The sequence below is a fragment of the Verrucomicrobiota bacterium JB022 genome (genome assembly GCA_030673845.1).
Classification (GTDB): Bacteria; Verrucomicrobiota; Verrucomicrobiia; order Opitutales; family Oceanipulchritudinaceae; genus WOUP01.
Genome location: JAUTCQ010000017.1, coordinates 454,488 through 471,646, shown reverse-complemented (window position 1 = coordinate 471,646; position 17,159 = coordinate 454,488). Strand labels below are relative to the sequence as shown.

Here is a 17,159-nt window from a genome sequence, read left to right as displayed (position 1 = left end):
GGCCGCATGGCCCTCCCACCCGTATACGTCCACCGGCACGCCGCGTTGACCGCGTTTGGCGACGCCTCGGCTACCGTGCGGCAGTTGCTCGCGGGCAAGGTGGCCCTGCAGCTGGAGCCCGTGCATGGCAGCGACGGGGGGGATCTCGTGCCTTTGGCCCTACGGGGCAAGACGCTCGACGCCACCCTGCCCCCGCGCTGGTGGAGCGATCTGCTCGTGTTTGGCCAGCCTTTTGCCGGCCAAGGCTGGGGCACGCCGCGCCGCCCCGTGATCCTGACCAGCAGCAACTACAGCGTCGACCAGCTTTACGGGCTGAGCAAGGTGCGGGAGACGGCCGAAACCGGCCAGTGGCAGGACGTATTGCCCCACCGCATTGCCCGCAGCCTGCGCAAGGCCCTCGGCTGGGGCCCCCGCGTCAGCATCCTCTCCCACGCCTGCGTGACCGCCCAGCTCGGCCTCGCCCAAGGGATGCGCTGGCTCCAGCATGGCCTCGCCGACAGCGTGCTCGTATTTTCCTTCGACTACCTGAGCGCATTTGTGGCGGGCGGCTTCCATGCGCTGAAGATCCTCAACGGCCAACTGCCGCAACCCTACGTAGAGCGCGAAGAGGGCTCCATCGGCCTAGGCGACGGCGTGGCGGCGATCGAGCTGCGGCGCGAGGAAAGCCGCTGGAAGCTGAGCGGTGCCAGCCTACACAACGAGATGCATCACTTTACCGCCAACCGCGAAGACGGCGACGGCTTTCGCCAGGTATTGGAGCCCCTGCTGCCGCAGATCGACCCGGCACGCGTCTGGGTAAAGGGCCACGGCACGGGAACCCGCCACGCCGCGCAGCTCGAAGTATCCGCCTTGGCGACCGCGCTGCCGCAAGCCCCGCTGGTGGGCTGGAAGGGCAGCCTTGGGCACACCTTGGGGAGCTGCGGCGCGGTCGAGCTGGCAGTGGCCTTGGCCGCCATCGAGGCCGGGCAGATCCCCGGCACGGTGGGCAGCCACGGGCAAACGATGGGCCCACGGGTTCAGCTTGAGCCTTTTGCAGCCGATAGATACCGTCAGGCCTTGTTGCTCAGCAACGCGTTCGGCGGCGCACACGCCGCCCATCTGCTCGAATATGCAGTATAGCCGCTACATCACGCAGGTTGCGACCCGCGCCCTCGACCCGGCCCAGGAAGACGCCGGGCTGGCTGCGTTGCGCCTGGAGGTGGGCAAGCGGGAGGCGCGCCGCATGAGCGGGCTGGGTATGTTGCTGCACCGCGTGATGGAGGGAATCGACATCGGCCAGCACCCCCGCGTGATCTACACGACGACTTACACCGAGAGCCGCTTCATCGAGCGCTTTCTGGAGAGTTTTCCTCAGCCCAGCCCGATGATGTTCCAGTCGTCGATCCACCCGGGCGGCGTCGAGCAGGTGCTGATCCAGCGGCAGCAGGCCGTGCGCGACTTTATCCCCCTTGCCGGGCAGGAGGGCTTGATCGCCTCCGCGCTCGACCACGCGCTTTTGCCCGACGGCGTGCCCGTGCTCTGGCTGGGAGGCGAGGAACGTGCGACCTGGCTGACCGAGCTGGAGCTGGCAAGCGACCACTCTTTTGCCTACGCCCTTGCCTTGAGCGACAAGCCGGAGGGCGCGCTGGGCGAGATCCGCTGGGAGCGCGAATCGGAAACGACCGACACGCAACTGCTGCTTCACCCGGCCTGGTTCCAAGCGCTCGCCGCGCGGGAATCGGGCGTCTGGAACCTGCCCGAAGGAGGCACCCTGCATCTGCAATGGCACACGCGGTAGCCCACACCCGGCGCAACCCCGGGCCGTCCTGGGGCTACGCCTTCCTCACCCAAGCCGAGCGCCTGCTGCCGCGCCCGGCCCTGGAAGCCTGCCTCGATCTGGGGGCGCAGACGGCGGTGCGCTTCATGGCCGCCCAACGCAACGCCTCCGCCGAATACCTCGCCGCATTATGGGGCCGCCCTGCCACGCGCGACGAGATCGACGCCCACTTCCGCGCCTTTGTCGACAGCCTGATGGCCAAGCTGCGCCTCGGCCGGGGCCTGCGTCCGCACTTCGCGGTGGCCGATGTGCCCGAAAAGGAAGGTTTCCTGCGCCTGTGCCGGACCGACCGCCCTGCCCTCTTCGGCACGATGCACGTGGGCCATTGCGACCTCATGGGCGCGTCATTGAGCGAATTCGGCCGCCAGATCCATATGCTGCGCCTGCGGGTGGGCAACTCGCTGGATACGGACTTGATCGAGCGCCACTTCGGCCAGGACGTCCGCTTTATCTGGGTCAACGAGCCGAGCCAATATTTGTGGGAGCTGAAGCAGACGATGGAGGCCGGGCACACCGTGGCCCTGCAGGCAGATCGCCTCGAATTCGGCTCCAAGCGTGCCGCGTTCGACTTCCTCGGCGCGCGCCGGTGGTTCCCGTTTACGCTCTACTACCTCGCTCACCTCTACCAGCGCCCGGTAGCCTTCGCCTTCGCCGTGCCCCTCGGGCCCGACCGCGTGCAGGTGGTGCCGTCTGCCGTGCTGGAACCGCAGGCGAGCCGCGCCGCAGCCCTGGAAGCCGGTCGCGAGCATTTTCAAAGCGTGTTGCGCCTGCTGGAGTCTATCCTGCGTGGTCACCCCTACATCTGGTTCAACTTCCTGCCGCTCAACGAGCAGGCCGTGGCCACCGCGCCACTCCCCGCCATCGCCACATGAGTGCCGCCGCTCAACCCAGAGCGCCGAAGCTGCTGCAAGCGTGGTGGGCAGCGTGCTACTACCTTTTTCTCGTGCTGTTCGGGCTCACCTCCAGCCTGTTCAACCTCTGGTGCGGGCTGTTGAGGCAGCTGCCGTGGCGCCCCCGCCCGACCACCGTGCGCACCTGGATCCACCTCTTGATGCGCAGCTATGTGGGCCTGCTGGAGCTGACCGGCATCGCGCAGGTGACGTATCAGGGCTTTGAGCGCCTTTCACCGGAGCGGGGGCTGATCCTCGCCGCCAACCACCCGAGCATCCTCGACGCCACGCTCTTCCTCGCCCGCTACCCACACATCGTCTGCCTCTACAAGGCGGCACTCAACCAGAGCCTGCTCCGGCCCGCCGCCGCCGAGCTGGCCGGATACCTGAGCAACGAGGGGGGAGTCGATGCCATCCGCCATGCCGCCGCCCAGCTGCAGGAGGGCGCGTGGCTGCTCGTCTTCCCCGAAGGCACCCGCACCGAGAATGCACCGCTGAACCCGTTGCAGCCCGGCTTTGCCTTTATCGCCCAACGCGCGGCCACTCCCGTGCAGACGGTCCTCGTGCACAGCGACTCCAACGTGCTGAGCAAGCGCTGTCGCTTCCCCCAACTGCCGGAGCTGCCCGCCCGGATCGAGCTGCAGGTGGGCGAGTGTTTCTACCCGCAGGAGGGCGAAACGATCCGCAATTTCACGCGCCGCATTGAGGTATATCTGCGCGCCCAACTGCAGAAAGACCTTGCGAGCCCTGAGCTTACCGCCCGTAATCCCGCCGGTGAAGCCTTCGCGCACGCATCTGGTCCTCATCCCCAGCTATAACACCGGGCGGCGCTTGCCCCAGACGGTGGAGGCGGCGCTGCAGCATTGGAACCCCGTGTGGGTCGTGATCGACGGCAGCACCGACGGCAGCCCGGAGCTGCTCCAGCCGTTGCAGGAGCGATACGGCGAGCGCCTGCACGTGATCGTGCGCCCCATCAACGGTGGCAAGGGCGCAGCCGTGCGTGAAGGGACGCGGCGGGCCGTGGAGGCCGGCTTTACTCACGTGCTGACGATGGATGCCGACGGCCAGCACCCTGCCATTCTGATCCCCGAAATGATGCAGCTTTCGCAGGCCCACCCTGCCGACTTGATCATGGGCAAGCCTGTCTTTGGCAAGGATGTGCCGCTGGCCCGCCTGCTGGGCCGCCAGTTGACGATCTTCTGGACGAGCCTGGAAACGCTTTTCGCCGGGCTGGGCGACACCCTCTTCGGCATGCGCGTCTACCCCGCCAAGCCTTTGCTCAAGGGCTTCGAGCAGGCCACGGGCGGAAAAGGCTACGATTTCGACCCGGAGCTGGCCGTACGCCTTGCGTGGATGGGCTGCCGCCCCCGCCAACAACGGGTGCCCGTCCGCTACTTCACGGAAGAAGAAGGCGGCGTCTCGCATTTTCACTACCTGCGTGATAATGTGCGGCTGACGATTTTACACTTCCGGCTGATCCCGGAATGGCTACTTTTTCGACTGTGGTTCTATCTTCCTCATCGGCTGCGCTGGCGCGGTTCGGCCGCACCTTCGCGTTGACTTGCGCGGTATGCCTCGGCGGCGCCTTGCCGCTGCCGGCGGCTTCGCTCGACCTCGCCGACTTGCCGGGAGACTGGCAGCGGCTACTGACCGGCCTGCGCGAGCAGAGCGGCGAATGCGCAGCTTTCGAGGAGGCGCGCTACCGCCCCTTCAAGCGGCTGCCGTCGAACTTCGCCGGCGAGGCACACTTTGCCCCCGAGCTGGGGCTGACGCTGCACTATACCCAGCCGGTCGACGTCACCTACCGCTTGCACGCCGAAGGGCTCACCCGGATCAATGCCGATGGCGACCGACGGGAGTTCCAGCAGGCGGAGGTGCAGGCCCTCGCCGCCGTAATGCGGCAGGCGCTCGCCTTCGACTGGGCCGCCTTGGCCGAGCAATACACCGCCGACGGCCAACTGGGCGACGGCGACTGGCAACTGGCCCTCTCCCCGCGCTCCGAGGCCGAGAGCGAGGCCCTTGGCTATCGCACGGTGAAGCTTGCCGGCAATGCGCGGGAATTGACGCGGCTGGAGCTGGAGCGCTCCAACCGGGAACGTGTCGTGATCACCTTTACGCCCTGTGAGTAAGCCGCCCGCCCGTCTCCCCGCCCTGTTCGCCCTCCTTGCCTGGTGCGCGCTGGTGGGGGTGTTTCTCGGCACGCGCGACTGGCAGGAAACCATTTCGACCCGCCTGCTCGACCTCTTGCCCGGCGATGAGGGGGGGCCAGACCCGGCGCTGAACGTGGCCCGCGACTGGGCGACCGACCAGCAGGCGCGCACGACCCTCGTCTTGCTGGAGCGTATCGACCAGGCCCCGGTGCGCACCGAGGTGGCGCAGGCTTTCGTGGACCGGCTCCGCGCTTCGGAGCTTTTCGATGCGGCCTACCTCTTGAGCGACGGAAATTTCGTGCGGCCCTTTGCGGCGGAGATGTTTGCCCAGCGCCTGCCCTTTTTGTGGCCGCAATGGCAGGCCGATCATGGCGACGACCCGCGCTCTGCCGCCGAGGCTGCCGTGCGCGAGCTGGACGCGATGCTGGCCTCCCCCGATTCCTTTGCGCTGGAGCGCATCGTGCCCCAAGACCCGCTGCTGCTGATGTATCAGTGGCAGGAGGGTCTACAGACGGCCATGCCCGCCCCTCGCCAAGGCACCACGCTGATCTGGCTCGAAAACGCGGGCGACAACCCCTTGGGCGTCGCCGCCGAACAGGCCCGACAGGCCGCGCTGGAGGAGGCCGCCGCCACGTTGCCCGGAGTCGCCGCCGACTGGCGAGTCCTCGACACGGGCTTCCCCAAGTTTTCCGCCGAGAACGAGCGCCGCATCCGCCGCGAGATCAACTGGCTCAACCTCGCGAGCCTCGGAGGCGTAGTGCTGATCGCCTGGGTTTTTACCCGCCGGCTGCAACTGGTGCTGGAGGTGAGCCTGCTGCTCGGCCTCACGCTGGCCAGCGCCCTCGCCTTCACCATCCTCCTGATGGGCCAGGTCCACGCGCTGACGCTCGTCACCGGCTCGATCCTGGCGGGGTTGGCGATCGACTACACCCTGCATGTGCGGCTCTACCATTATGGGCCCGAGCAAGAGCGTGAGCTGCTTTGGCGTCCACTGCTGATGGGCGCGGCCAGCACTTTGGCTGCGTTCGCCCTGCTCCTCTGGTCGGAGCTGCCGATGCTGCGCCAGCTTGGTTGGTTCATGCTCGGGGGGCTCATCTCGGCGGTGGCCCTGGTGGCGCTGTATCGCCTGGTGGCGCGCCCGATCCGGCAGACTCGCCTGCCTACCCTGCATATTATGGGCGGGGCCTGGCGCTGGGCCGTGCTGGTGCTGCTCGTGCTGCTGCTGGTCCCTGCGATGCGCAACCTGCATTGGGCCCACGACTTGCGAGACCTCCAGTATCCGCTGCCCCAACTGGAGGCGGAACAAACCGAGATCCTCGAAGCCGCCGGGCCGGGCATGGGCTCGCAGCAACTCCTGATCGGCAGCTCCCCGAATGCGCTGATCGAGGCCGTACACGCGATGGCCGCCGAAGGCGCCGAGCCCGCCACGACCGACCACTGGTTCCTCAGCCTGCCCACCGCACAGGACGCACGCGAGGCGCAAGCCTTGGCCGCCGGCGGCTGGGGCGCGACTTTTGCCGAGACGCTGCGGCAAGAGCTGGAAGAGGCGGGCTACGAGGTGGAGGCCTTCGAGCCGTTTTTCTCGGCTTGGGAAGCATACCGGCTGGATGAGCTGCCCCTGGAGGCTTACAACCGCCGCCTGATCGCGCTGGAAGAGCAGATGCAGGGCCCGCTTTCACTTTTGACGCATTTCCAGAGCCGCGATGGCCGCGTGTGGCTGACGCTCAACGGCACCTGGCCCGAAAATGCTCCAGAGGGCACCGAACTGCTGCCGGTGAGCCAGATCGAGCACCTCAACGGGCTGCTGGCGCACTACACCACGCACCTGGGCCGCTACGGCTACATCATGCTAGGCATGATCGCAGTGGTGCTGCTGGCCTTGCAGGGGCCCCGGCGCACGGGCCATCTGCTCCTGCGGCTGTCGCTGGCGATCGGGCTCGGCCTGGGCATGCTGGCCTGGGGAGGCGGCTCGCTCAACCTCTTCCACCTGCTCGCGGTGTTCCTCGGGGTGGGCATCCTGCTCGACTACGGGCTCTTCAGCATTGCGGCTCAACGGCGTCAACAGCCGCTGCCGCCCTCGATCCTGATGTCCGCGGCGACGACGGGGTATTCGTTTGCGGTGCTCAGCTTCAGCCGTATCCCAGCGGCACAGGCTTTGGGCAGCGTGGTTGCATTTTTGGTTTTTGCCGGCCTGCTGGTTGTGCTTCTATTGCATCCTCAGCCTCAAACGCTGCCGACGACCGATGAAGGACATTGACGCGCCCACTACGCTCCACGACGCCTGGAATATCCGCCTGGCCCACGAGGCAGACAAGGTGGCGGTGATCGAAGCCGCCACCGGCCGGACCGTGACGATGCGCGAGCTGGAGAGCCTTAGCTCGAAATGGCTCCGCCAGCTGCCGCCCAGCCGCACCCTGCTCTACCGCCGGGTTTTGCTGGCCTTGCCCAGCAGCGTCGACTGGCTGAGCGCTTTCCTCGCCCTGCAGGCCCTGGGCGCCTGTGCCGTGCTGGTGGATGCCGAAACGCCTCCCGCACGCATCACCCAACTGGCCGACGACTTGAAGGTGGCCGCCGTCATCACCAAGGAGGGCGTAGAGGCACGGGACGATAGCCCCCGCCTGCGCCAGCCTTACGCGCTGATGAAGCTGACCAGCGGCAGCACCGGCCAGCCCAAGCCGCTCGCCTTTTCCTCCGCCCAAATGGTGGCTGATTACCGCCACATCAAGGCTGCGATGGGCCTCACACCGCAGGACCGCCACTACGCGGCCTTGCCGCTGGGCCACTCCTACGCGCTGGGTAATCTCGTGCTGCCCCTGCTCGTCGATGGGGCGACGTTGGTGCTCGCCAGCCAGATCTTCCCGCAGGCAATGCGCGAAGACTTCCGCCGCTTCGAGCCCACGGTGTTCCCGGCCGTGCCCACCATGTTGCGCGCGCTGGGCCAGACGGAGGGCGAACGAGCCGATTTTGCCAGCCTGCGCCTGATCATCACTGCCGGTGCGCCCCTTGCCCCTGCCGATGCCGACGCCTTTCACGCCGTCAGCGGGCTCTGGCCCCACACCTTTTACGGCTCCAGCGAGACGGGCGGCATCACCTACGATGCGGAGGGCGAAGGTACCCGCACCGGCACGCACCTGGGTCAGCCGCTGCCGGGCGTAAAAGTCGGGCTCAACCGGCAAGGGCGCGTGCGCGTAACCAGCCCCGCCGTGGGCTGCTTCACCGGCTCCCGGCAGGTCGACGACACCACCCGCGCCTATACCTTGCCCGACCTCGGCCAATGGGATGACGAGGGCCATTTGCGGCTGCTGGGCCGTGAGGCCGACTGGGTCAAGATCGGTGGACGTCGCGTGAGCACCGTTGCCGTGGCCCGCATCGTGCGCGACCACCCGGGGGTGACGGAAGCCGTCTGCCTCGTGCGCGAAGGGCGCCGCGCCGAGCTGGAGTTGATCCTCGTCTACGAAGGAGGCGCAAGCCCGGAAGACTTGCGCCCCTGGTTGGAAGCTCACTTGCCCCGTTGGCAACGCCCCCGCCGGCTCCACCAGCTCGCCCAGTTCCCCGTCAACGCGCGAGGCAAGGTCGACCGGCAGGCACTGGAGGAGCTGCTGGAGGCGTAGAGGTGCTGTAAAGGCCTGCTCCTTCGCGCTATGATGAGGGGCTACTGCCAACAGATCAGCACTACCCTATCGACTTTTTTTCGGCGGCGACGATCGCATTTCGCCAGCTCGCTGGGGCTTGCTTGATGAAGCAGCCTTCGTAGTGATGGTCAGATCGCCTCCCTTGAGCAGGTCTTCGCGGACCAATGCACACATATAGGCCGAAAAAGACATATCCAGGTCAGCGGCTCTTTTGTAGGCCGCTGCGGCTAGCTCAGGGTCCATAGACACTGCCTTGGGCAGGTTTTTGCGTGGCATCTCTCGCACGCTCAAAAAATACCGGGCGGTTAACAACGGTTAAAAACCAGATTATCATATATTTATAACTGTTATAAATGTAAACTTGACATAATTACACGCAGTTTATAACCGATATAAACACAAGGTGATGATTTGGCTAACAAGCCAATTACATAACATGAAACACGTAATTCAAATGAGCAAACGCGCCACCAGGCGAACGCTTCACCAGCAAAAATGGCCCCTGAAGGGAAAAGGTCCGCGATGACGCTCTTGTTGGCGCTGACACATCAACTGGAGCGCTTTGGCCTTGTCTGGTTCTACGACGGCACAGGGGTGCAGTTTGTAGCGACATGGGCCCATCTGGAGGTGCTTTCGAGAGACACCGAAATCATCTATGCAGGCTCAGGTTGGCAGCTCTCCCTGAGTCCCCCTACCCTTCAACAACTGGCTTTCACGCCGTGCTGGCGCGCTTGTTCAGCGGAATATACGCGAGAGCAATTGCACGTGTATGTAGGCGACCTTCCGCCCGTACCGCCTGCCGATTTCTTCCGCTGAACGCATTAACGATCCATCCTTAGCCTGCCATGTTCGGCCGACCCCGCCAGCCTTTGGTCTGCATCCTGCGTGACTCCCTAAGCTACGCCATCCTCTTCATGGCGACACTTAATCTGTCCGCTTATGCGATCATGGGAACACGATCCACCACCACCGAAGACCTGCAAGGACACTCAGTCTCAGGAAAACTGATGTGGTATACGAATTTCGACGTTACGTTTCAGCCTGTCAGCGACCCTCACAAAGTAAAAGTATCGATTACAGTGAAGCAGGGCGAACAGATCACGACGTTTCCCGCACCTCATACGGAGCACGGCCCCCTGATCGAGGGGCCGATGAGCCTGACTTTTCAACTGCGCGACCACCATGACCATATTCTCCTGACAGGGGTGGACAATAACACCGTAGAGGTAGCCAGACCCTCGACCCAGGTTACATGGACGCTCCTCGTATCCGCAGACAATGTGCAGGAGGAATTTATCTTCAGCGTCGGCCCAACCCTTCCACATTCCCCGGATCAGCCCAGTGCCCAATAGGCCACCTCTTTGCCGGCGATCGTCAAATTATTGAAATGTAGCCGCCATTCCCCACCACCTAAACCCCCGCCAGCACGCCTTCGATCTCGATCAGGAGTTCGGCGCGGCAGACTTCGGCCTGAGTGACGCTGCGCACGGGCCAGATTTGCGGCCAGCGGCGGCCCCAGGCGGCGGTGCCTTCGGGCGAGCGCAGATAGCAGCGGAACGCACGCAGGCCGTCGGGGTCGACGATTTCGCGCCCAAAGCCGGCCGTATGGGCGACCAGCTCCAGATTTTGCGCCGTGATCCAGGCCTGACGCTCGAGATCGTCGAGGAAAAGGGATTCGCTGCCCCGGATGCTGGCCGTGCCGGAGATAAAGAGGCGGCGACCAAAGGGCGTTTGGACCGAAGTGGCGCGAGAAAAACTGGGCGCGCGGGGGCCGTATTGCTCGGGGTAGTGGAAGGCGGGCGTCTGCTCCGGGTTCTCCCAGTAGCGGCAAGGCCATTGCCCCGCGAGGAAGACGACGACCAGTTGATCGCCCGGCACGCCGACGGCGGACGCGGCGGGCATGCGCGCTTCGGCTTCTTCCGCAAAGGCCGCCAGAAACGCCTCCGAGCGCCCCCGGGAAAAGAGCCGGTAGCACTCGATACTCCCGGCAGGGACTTCGTTGATGCGCGGCACCCAGTTCCAGCAACGATAAAGGCTCTGCCCTTGCAGCAGGCCAAAGATGGCCGCGTAGGCTTGCTGCGTGCGCGCCTCCAGATCGGCAGCGGTCACCGGCAGCGTGGCCGCCCCCAGCGTCCAGCCCTCGCCTTGCAACAGGGTATAGCCGGCCACGCGGTGCAGTTGCCGCTCGGGCGGCAAGCCCCAGGCTTCGACCGCCTCCCCTGCGAGGTGCGTCGAAGGCAGGTCGATCATCAGGCTCTGGCCTTGGGCGTGGACGGCAGCGCGCTCCTGCCCCCAACGGAAGGTCAACCCGGCGGTTTCGGGCGTGGTGCCCGGGAAAAAGCAGACAGACCCCGTGGAGCCGGGGTCTGCCGAAAATCCGAAATTGGAGGCGGGCGGCGCCATTAATCCAGATACACGGCGCTCTGGAGGCGGACGCTAAAGTCCTTCTCGAGGTTTTCGATCCAGCCGGTGGGCTGTTGACGGCCCAGCTTTTCGCCCGACTTGTTCACGCGGTAAGAATCGGACAGGATCTCGATCGCGCTGCCATTCCAGGAGATCGTGAGCGTAGAATCGTAGCGCCGGTGGTTGAGGTGGGCCTTCACCGAGTTGTTGGACTGCTCCAAAATGGCCCATCCGCGCTTCACCAGCGACTCGATCACCACCTTCTTGACCTCATCCGACTGGACGCCGCTCGGGATGGAGACCGTGGAGACAAGCGTTGGCTCGGCGCTAAAACTATCGGCGACCGTTGCAGGGGACGCACTGGCAGATTCGGACGACGATGCCGTGCTGCAGCCGGCGAGAGAAAGCGCAGCGATCAACAGGACGAGAGGAAGAGACGTGACGCGAAGGTTCATCGCCTTTCTGAGCTAAGCGGTAAGCAGGATTAGGCAAGTGGAAAACCCGAAGTGGAAAGAAGGCTGGCCCCGGCGGCAGGAACCGCTATGGTGTCTCGAGTTCCCGGAAAACCGTTGACACAGAATAACGAGGGGACAACTAAGACAGACTTGCGCCATGAGTTCTTCGCCCGCCGATAAAGCTGCCGACCGCCTGCGCGGACATCCCCCCGAGACGTTGGCGGCTTACCGCGCCTACCAGGCCTCGCACGACCCCAGCCACCTCGACGAGCTGGTGCTGCGCCTGCTCGTGTTTCTGCTGCCAGAGCAGCCCGCCCAAGGCCCGATGGAGCTGCCCGACTCCACCCGGCTGCGCGAAGATCTGGGCGTGGACTCGATCACCATTGCCGAGCTCGTCTTCATGCTGGAAGACCTTTTCGACCTCACCATCCAGAACGAAGAACTCGTGGGCCTTGAGACGGTAGCCGACCTCCGGCGCTTTATCCGGCAGAAAATCAAAGCAGCCTCCTCGCAGTGACATCCTTTCAGTGGCCGCACCGTCCCGTCATCACGGGGCTCGGGTTCATCAGTAGTATTGGCAACGACGCACCCACGGTGCTGGAGGCCTTGCGCACGCAACGTAGCGGGGTCGAGCGCTTCCAGTTCCTGCCCGAAGACACCGCACCGGTCAAGGTCGTGGGCACGGTCAAGGAGTTCGACCTCTACAGCGATACCTGGACGCTCTGGAAGGTGCCGGAGCGTTTTGCCGTGCGGCGCGAGTTCCTGCGCAGCCTGCCGCCCCACGGGGTCTATGCCGTCTGCGCGCTCAACGAAGCCCTCGCGGATGCCGGCCTGCAGCCGGAAGACCTGGCGGATGACCAGACGGCGCTCTTTGCCGCCTCCGCCGGCTCTCCCTTCCTGATGCATCAGAACCTGAACCTGATGTACCAGACCAAAGGCCGCCGAGGCAACCCGCTCGGCGTCGTCAGCTCCGTTTCCGGCACGCTCAATTTCAACCTCGGGGCCTACTTCGGGTTCCGGGGGTCCAACCTCGGCTTCGTCTCTGCCTGCACCTCGTCGACCCACGCCATCGGTTATGCGATCGACGCCATCCGCATGGGGCGCTCCAAACGCGTCGTGGTAGTCGGCGCGGAAGACTGCACGGCGGACTCGATCCTACCCTTTGCCGCCATGCGCGCACTCTCGCAAAAGCTCGATTCGACGGCCTCCCGCCCATGGGACAAGTCGCGCGACGGCTTTGTCGGCACCGGCGGCGCAGCGGTTGTAATCATCGAAGCGGCAGACGAGGCCCAAGCCCGTGGGGCCAAACCTTATGCCGAGCTGCTGGGCTGGGGCCAAACGGCGGACGGCTACAGCCTGGCTGCCCCGGCCCCGGACGGGCTGCACCTCGCCCGCGCCATGCAACTGGCCCTCGACGACGCGAAGACGAGCTTGGCCGACGTCTCCTGGATCCATGCCCACGCCACCTCCACCCCCACGGGCGACATCGCCGAGGCTAAGGCCATCGAGCGCCTGCTGGCGGATGGCCCACCCTGCCCGCCTGTCGTCAGCACCAAGGGCCTGACGGGGCACGGGCTCTCCATGGCGGGCGCGTTTGAGGTGGGGATGTGCGCGTTGACGATGCGGCACCGCCTGCGCCCGGGCAACGCCCACCTCAACGAGGTCGACCCCGATTGCGCAGCGCTGAACCTGCCCCGCGAACCGGAAGAGGCCGAAAGCCGCGTGATCCTGAAAAACAACTGCGGCTTTGGCGGCAGCAACGTCAGCATCGTGCTCGGCGCTCCCGTTCTATAGTGTGAACGGGTGGTAAATTGCGAACTGCGCTGCTTTGCGGCATCTCGGTAGGATGCGTCTCCTTCGTGCCCTACCCCTTCTGACTTTTGCCTTCGCAGTAGCGTTACCGCTCCATGCCCAACCCTCGATGGGCCATTACGGCCCCACCGCCCAAAACTACGAACTGCCTCAGGTCAAAGGCACCATCTACTACGTCGCGCCCGACGGGCAGGCGAAAGCCGATGGCCGCTCGCTGGAAAAGCCGTCCACGCTGGAGGCCGTCATCGCACGAGTGAAAACAGGTGACGCTATCGTCTTGCGCGGCGGCACTTACCGCACCGGTGGGCTCGTGCTCAACCAGGGCATCACGCTCCAGCCTTACCAAAACGAACGCCCGATTCTGAAGGGCACACAGATCGCCACCGAATGGACGAAGCAGGACAACGGCCTCTGGCGCACCTCGTGGGATCGCCTCTTCCCCGAAAAGGCCCCCGACTGGTGGCGTCGACACCGCCACGGGCAAACCATCCCGCCCTACCTCTTCAATTACGACATGGTCTTCGTCGACGGCCAGCCGCTGAAGGTCGTGGGCTGGGAAGGCGAAGTCGAAACGGGCACCTACAGCATCGACTACGAGACCGGCCACGTCTACATCGGCGTCGACCCGGCCCAGCACACCATCGAGATCACCGCCCACGACAGCGCGCTCGTCCGCACCATGGGCGAGGCCCACGGCAAGCGGTCGGACAAGATCGGGCCAAAGATCCACGGCCTCACCTTCACCCAATACGCCTACCGCGCGTTGGAGATCGAGGGCAGCGAAGGCGAGGGCGTGACGCCGGAGGCCGAGATGGGCAAGGACGTCGTCGGCACCGTCCTCGAAAACGTCACCATCAGCCACTGCTCGCGCGTGGCGGGGTATTTTCGCGGCGACGACCTCGTGATCCGCAACTGCCTGATCACCGACACGGGCTTCGAGGGCCTCTACATCATCAGCTCGGCCGATGCGCTGCTGGAGGGCAACATCGTCACCAGGACCAACGTCGAGGAGTTCCTGGGCGTATTCCCGACTGCGATCAAGATCTTCAACCAGACGCACCGCGTGATCGTCCGCGACAATCTCATCATCGACAACCCGCACAGCAGCGGCGTGTGGTACGACGTGGGCAACCGCGAAGGCCAGTTTTACAACAATTGGGTCGAGGGCACCGACAACGGCTTTTTCTTCGAGATTTCGCAGGGCGCGATCTGTGCGGGCAACGTCTTTATCGACTGCGGCACCGGCATCTACGTGCTCAACAGCGCCGATGTGGAGATCTACCAGAACACGCTGCTCGACAGCTCGATCAAGATCGAACGCACCTCCCGCAGCGCCCTCAACGACCACTTTGGCTGGCACCCCGCCACCGGGCCCGACGTGCCGGAGCGCGACGGCCACATTGTGAAAAACAATCTGATGGTGGGCACCGCAGCATTCGGTAACCCGCTCGTGCAGGTGCTGCAGGAAGCTTCGCTGTGTGGTCAACTGACGGCCCCGCAGCTCCAGACGCTTGCCCACAACGCCTATGTGCAACAGGGCCACACGCAGCCGCTCGTGCGCCTGAGCCCGGCGGAGGGCGATGAATGCACGCTCGACCTGCCGACACTCGACCGCCTGCAGGCCCGCAGCCTCGGCCAGGGCAGCGCCGCATATGTCGACTACTTCGGCCCGCTCTTCCAAAGTGCCCGCCTTCACCGCCTCGCTCCGCTGGCGGAGTTCCCGGGCCTCAACGTGGCCGACCCGCTGCCCGAGCAGGTCGCGGCATGGCTCCCATGGACGCAGGACCATGCCGGCGTGCCGGGTGCGTTCGCCCCGGTGGAGTGAGAGATAGCGCGTTCAGGCTTTTCAACAAACCGGCAAAAGATCATACTGCCCGAATGATCGACCGAAGGGTGCTGCCGGATCCATATCTTCAGAAGACTCTCGATGGGCATGTCTTCAAGCGCTTGCGAAACGAATCGGTTGAGCAAGTGCGTGAGGAATTGGCTGCAGGGGCCTACGACGGAATCGCGTTCAGCCCATATGGGCCAGATTTCCAAACTGTGAACGAAGGTTGGAAAGGAGACATTAACGCTTTCCTTTCCGCTGGCCTTAAGGCGAAGATCGTTCGGATCGCATATGCGGACCGCATGGGCTTTCGCCTGGAAAGCCTGGCCCATGTCGAAGGCATTGAGCAGCTGATGCTGGGCGATTTTTCAGGCAGGTGTACCCTTTCGCTCCCTTTGATAAAGGATATGAGTGTTGGCCTCAGCGACGGCCTTGATTTGGGAGAGCTGCCAAACCTCAAAAACGCCCAGCTTTATCAGCCACGCGCAAAGCACCTCAAGCAGCTGGCGTTGTCTGCTCCCGGCCTGCAGCAACTGGCCATTTTTGACAGCCCCGTAGCAGATATTGCTGAAATTGCGAACCTCACCCGCCTCTCCTCCATCGAACTTGGCTCTCTCAAGAAGCTCAAGCGCATCGCTGCATTGGCCCAGATTGCCGCGCTGAAAGAAATCGTAATCGACACAGCCCGATCTATCAGTGACCTGAACCAGACGTTACACGCCTGCCGAGGGCTGGAAAAGGTCACGCTCGTCAAGACACCGCCCTTGCGCAGTTGGGAGTGGATCGAGACTCAGAACCTGAAATCGTTGATCTGCCTGGAGATGAGCTTCCCGCATTCCAGACACCCTCGGATGGCAGACATTTCCCATGTCGATCTCACCAGAAGCGTCATCAAAGAGATGGTGCGCACATTAGTGGAATAGACGGCTGCCATTTTCTCCGCCGCTGGCCCAATTTGCGCAAAGTCGGCCAGTTGCAGGGCGGGGTGCAAAAGCTGCTGGGGTGGGTTCTGCTCACTCAACAGTAGATGTCCCCCTCCATGAATCGTCGTAACTGGATCAAAATGGCCACCGTCGCGGGGGCCGCCGCGTATGTTTCTCGTCCGCTGCTCGCGCAGGGGACGCCGTCGAAGCCGGACTATCCCCAGAGCTCGCACGGCTTTATCAATCTGGGCTGGAACGAAAACCAGTTTGGCCCGTCGCCCAAGGCCAAGCAGGCCATGATGGACGCCCAGCCCTACGCGGCCGAATACCCCGTGGAGGGGCAGAAGCGCCTGCAGGAAGTGATTGCCCGCCGCGAGCGTGTCGCGCCCGAGCAGGTGATCCTTGGCGCCGGCTCGGCCGATTTGCTCTGCGGCCTCGCCAACAGCCTATGGCAGGAAAAAGGGGACAATATCGTCAGCTCGGAGCCTACCTTTGCCATCCTGACCGGGATGACACGCAAGTTCGGTCTGGAACACATCCAGGTGCCGTGGACAAAGGACTATGGCGTCGACCTCGCAGGTCTCGAAGCCGCCATCACGCCCCAGACGAAGGTCGTCTACATCTGCAATCCCGAGAACCCGACCGCCGTGGCCCTCGATCCGGCCAGGCTGCGCGATTTCTGTAAGCGGGTCTCCAAACGCTGTATGGTGCTGATCGACGAGGCGTATCTCGACTTTGCAGGCAACGCGGACGAGCTGGGCATGACTTCGTGCGTGCGCGACGGGCTCGACGTGGTCGTGCTGCGGACCTTTTCCAAGGCTTACGGGCTGGCGGGGATGCGCGTCGGCTACGCCGTGGGCCCGGCAGAGCGACTGAAGACGATCAGCGACTTTTACATGACCGGGATCGGCCTCGGCTGCAGTTATCTCTCGATCGAAGCCGCCCTGGCCGCGTATCAGGACCGCAAATACATCGACTTTATCCGCGAGCAAAACACCAGCGCCCGCGCCGCCCTCTGCGCCTATCTGGACCAGAAAGGCCTGCGCTACGCCTCATCGTCCGCCAGCTTTGTCTTCATCCCGGTCGACCGCGACGCCAAGCAGCTCTCGGACGCGATCCTCGGCGCCTTCAACGTCCAGATCAGCCCCCGCTTCTACTACGATCAGCACTTCATCCGCATCAGCATGGGCCGGCCCGACCAAATGGAACAGCTCATCAAGGCGCTGGATTACGTGTTGTAGGGGCGGTGG

The 17,159-nt window shown here is 64.4% G+C and carries 17 protein-coding genes; 15 read left to right on the top strand and 2 right to left on the bottom strand.

The window, feature by feature from the left end:
- The first annotated feature begins 6 nt into the window (after positions 1–6).
- The 10 genes from Q7P63_14800 to Q7P63_14755 all read left to right on the top strand — a co-directional run bounded on the left by Q7P63_14800 (position 7) and on the right by Q7P63_14755 (position 9,840).
- Positions 7–1,119, top strand: coding sequence for a hypothetical protein (locus tag Q7P63_14800; protein ID MDP0501360.1), 1,113 nt, complete (start codon positions 7–9; stop codon positions 1,117–1,119).
- Positions 1,109–1,777 (top strand): hypothetical protein, encoded by a 669-nt coding sequence (locus tag Q7P63_14795; GenBank protein MDP0501359.1) that lies wholly within the window; start codon positions 1,109–1,111, stop codon positions 1,775–1,777. Before Q7P63_14800 ends, Q7P63_14795 begins: the two co-directional genes overlap by 11 nt.
- Positions 1,762–2,688 (top strand): hypothetical protein, encoded by a 927-nt coding sequence (locus Q7P63_14790; protein ID MDP0501358.1) that lies wholly within the window; start codon positions 1,762–1,764, stop codon positions 2,686–2,688. The genes Q7P63_14795 and Q7P63_14790 overlap by 16 nt, the downstream gene beginning before the upstream one ends.
- A complete protein-coding gene (locus Q7P63_14785) occupies positions 2,685–3,524 on the top strand; it encodes a lysophospholipid acyltransferase family protein (protein MDP0501357.1) in 840 nt (279 codons plus the stop codon). Before Q7P63_14790 ends, Q7P63_14785 begins: the two co-directional genes overlap by 4 nt.
- Positions 3,472–4,266 carry a glycosyltransferase family 2 protein gene (locus Q7P63_14780; GenBank protein ID MDP0501356.1) on the top strand — a complete coding sequence of 265 codons (795 nt, stop codon included), beginning with the start codon at positions 3,472–3,474 and terminating at the stop codon, positions 4,264–4,266. Before Q7P63_14785 ends, Q7P63_14780 begins: the two co-directional genes overlap by 53 nt.
- Positions 4,209–4,835 (top strand): hypothetical protein, encoded by a 627-nt coding sequence (locus Q7P63_14775; protein ID MDP0501355.1) that lies wholly within the window; start codon positions 4,209–4,211, stop codon positions 4,833–4,835. The genes Q7P63_14780 and Q7P63_14775 overlap by 58 nt, the downstream gene beginning before the upstream one ends.
- Positions 4,828–7,113 carry a hypothetical protein gene (locus Q7P63_14770; GenBank protein ID MDP0501354.1) on the top strand — a complete coding sequence of 762 codons (2,286 nt, stop codon included), beginning with the start codon at positions 4,828–4,830 and terminating at the stop codon, positions 7,111–7,113. The genes Q7P63_14775 and Q7P63_14770 overlap by 8 nt, the downstream gene beginning before the upstream one ends.
- Positions 7,100–8,467, top strand: a complete 1,368-nt coding sequence (locus Q7P63_14765) for a class I adenylate-forming enzyme family protein (GenBank protein MDP0501353.1) — start codon at positions 7,100–7,102, stop codon at positions 8,465–8,467. The genes Q7P63_14770 and Q7P63_14765 overlap by 14 nt, the downstream gene beginning before the upstream one ends.
- A gap of 543 nt (positions 8,468–9,010) precedes the next feature.
- On the top strand, positions 9,011–9,304 hold the full coding sequence (locus tag Q7P63_14760) for a hypothetical protein (protein ID MDP0501352.1): 294 nt from the start codon (positions 9,011–9,013) through the stop codon (positions 9,302–9,304).
- Between the two features lie 29 nt (positions 9,305–9,333).
- Positions 9,334–9,840, top strand: a complete 507-nt coding sequence (locus Q7P63_14755; protein ID MDP0501351.1) for a hypothetical protein — start codon at positions 9,334–9,336, stop codon at positions 9,838–9,840.
- A 58-nt stretch (positions 9,841–9,898) separates the two neighbouring features.
- Here the strand turns inward: Q7P63_14755 and Q7P63_14750 are convergent, their stop codons facing one another.
- Together Q7P63_14750 and Q7P63_14745 are read right to left on the bottom strand one after the other, a co-directional pair.
- Entirely contained in the window at positions 9,899–10,891 is a 993-nt protein-coding gene (locus tag Q7P63_14750) for a hypothetical protein (protein ID MDP0501350.1), read from the bottom strand.
- A complete protein-coding gene (locus Q7P63_14745) occupies positions 10,891–11,346 on the bottom strand; it encodes a hypothetical protein (GenBank protein MDP0501349.1) in 456 nt (151 codons plus the stop codon). The genes Q7P63_14750 and Q7P63_14745 overlap by 1 nt, the downstream gene beginning before the upstream one ends.
- A 157-nt stretch (positions 11,347–11,503) precedes the next feature.
- On the opposite strand from Q7P63_14745, the gene Q7P63_14740 reads away from it, so the two are divergent.
- The 5 genes from Q7P63_14740 (at position 11,504) to Q7P63_14720 (ending at position 17,150) form a co-directional block, all read left to right on the top strand.
- Complete coding sequence (locus Q7P63_14740; GenBank protein MDP0501348.1) at positions 11,504–11,863, top strand: acyl carrier protein; 360 nt, start codon at positions 11,504–11,506, stop codon at positions 11,861–11,863.
- On the top strand, positions 11,860–13,140 hold the full coding sequence (locus Q7P63_14735) for a beta-ketoacyl-[acyl-carrier-protein] synthase family protein (protein ID MDP0501347.1): 1,281 nt from the start codon (positions 11,860–11,862) through the stop codon (positions 13,138–13,140). Before Q7P63_14740 ends, Q7P63_14735 begins: the two co-directional genes overlap by 4 nt.
- 52 nt (positions 13,141–13,192) lie before the next feature.
- Positions 13,193–14,983, top strand: a complete 1,791-nt coding sequence (locus Q7P63_14730; GenBank protein MDP0501346.1) for a right-handed parallel beta-helix repeat-containing protein — start codon at positions 13,193–13,195, stop codon at positions 14,981–14,983.
- A 53-nt stretch (positions 14,984–15,036) separates the two neighbouring features.
- Complete coding sequence (locus Q7P63_14725) at positions 15,037–15,909, top strand: hypothetical protein (protein ID MDP0501345.1); 873 nt, start codon at positions 15,037–15,039, stop codon at positions 15,907–15,909.
- Positions 15,910–16,025: 116 nt separating this feature from the next.
- Entirely contained in the window at positions 16,026–17,150 is a 1,125-nt protein-coding gene (locus Q7P63_14720; protein ID MDP0501344.1) for an aminotransferase class I/II-fold pyridoxal phosphate-dependent enzyme, read from the top strand.
- Positions 17,151–17,159: the final 9 nt, after the last annotated feature.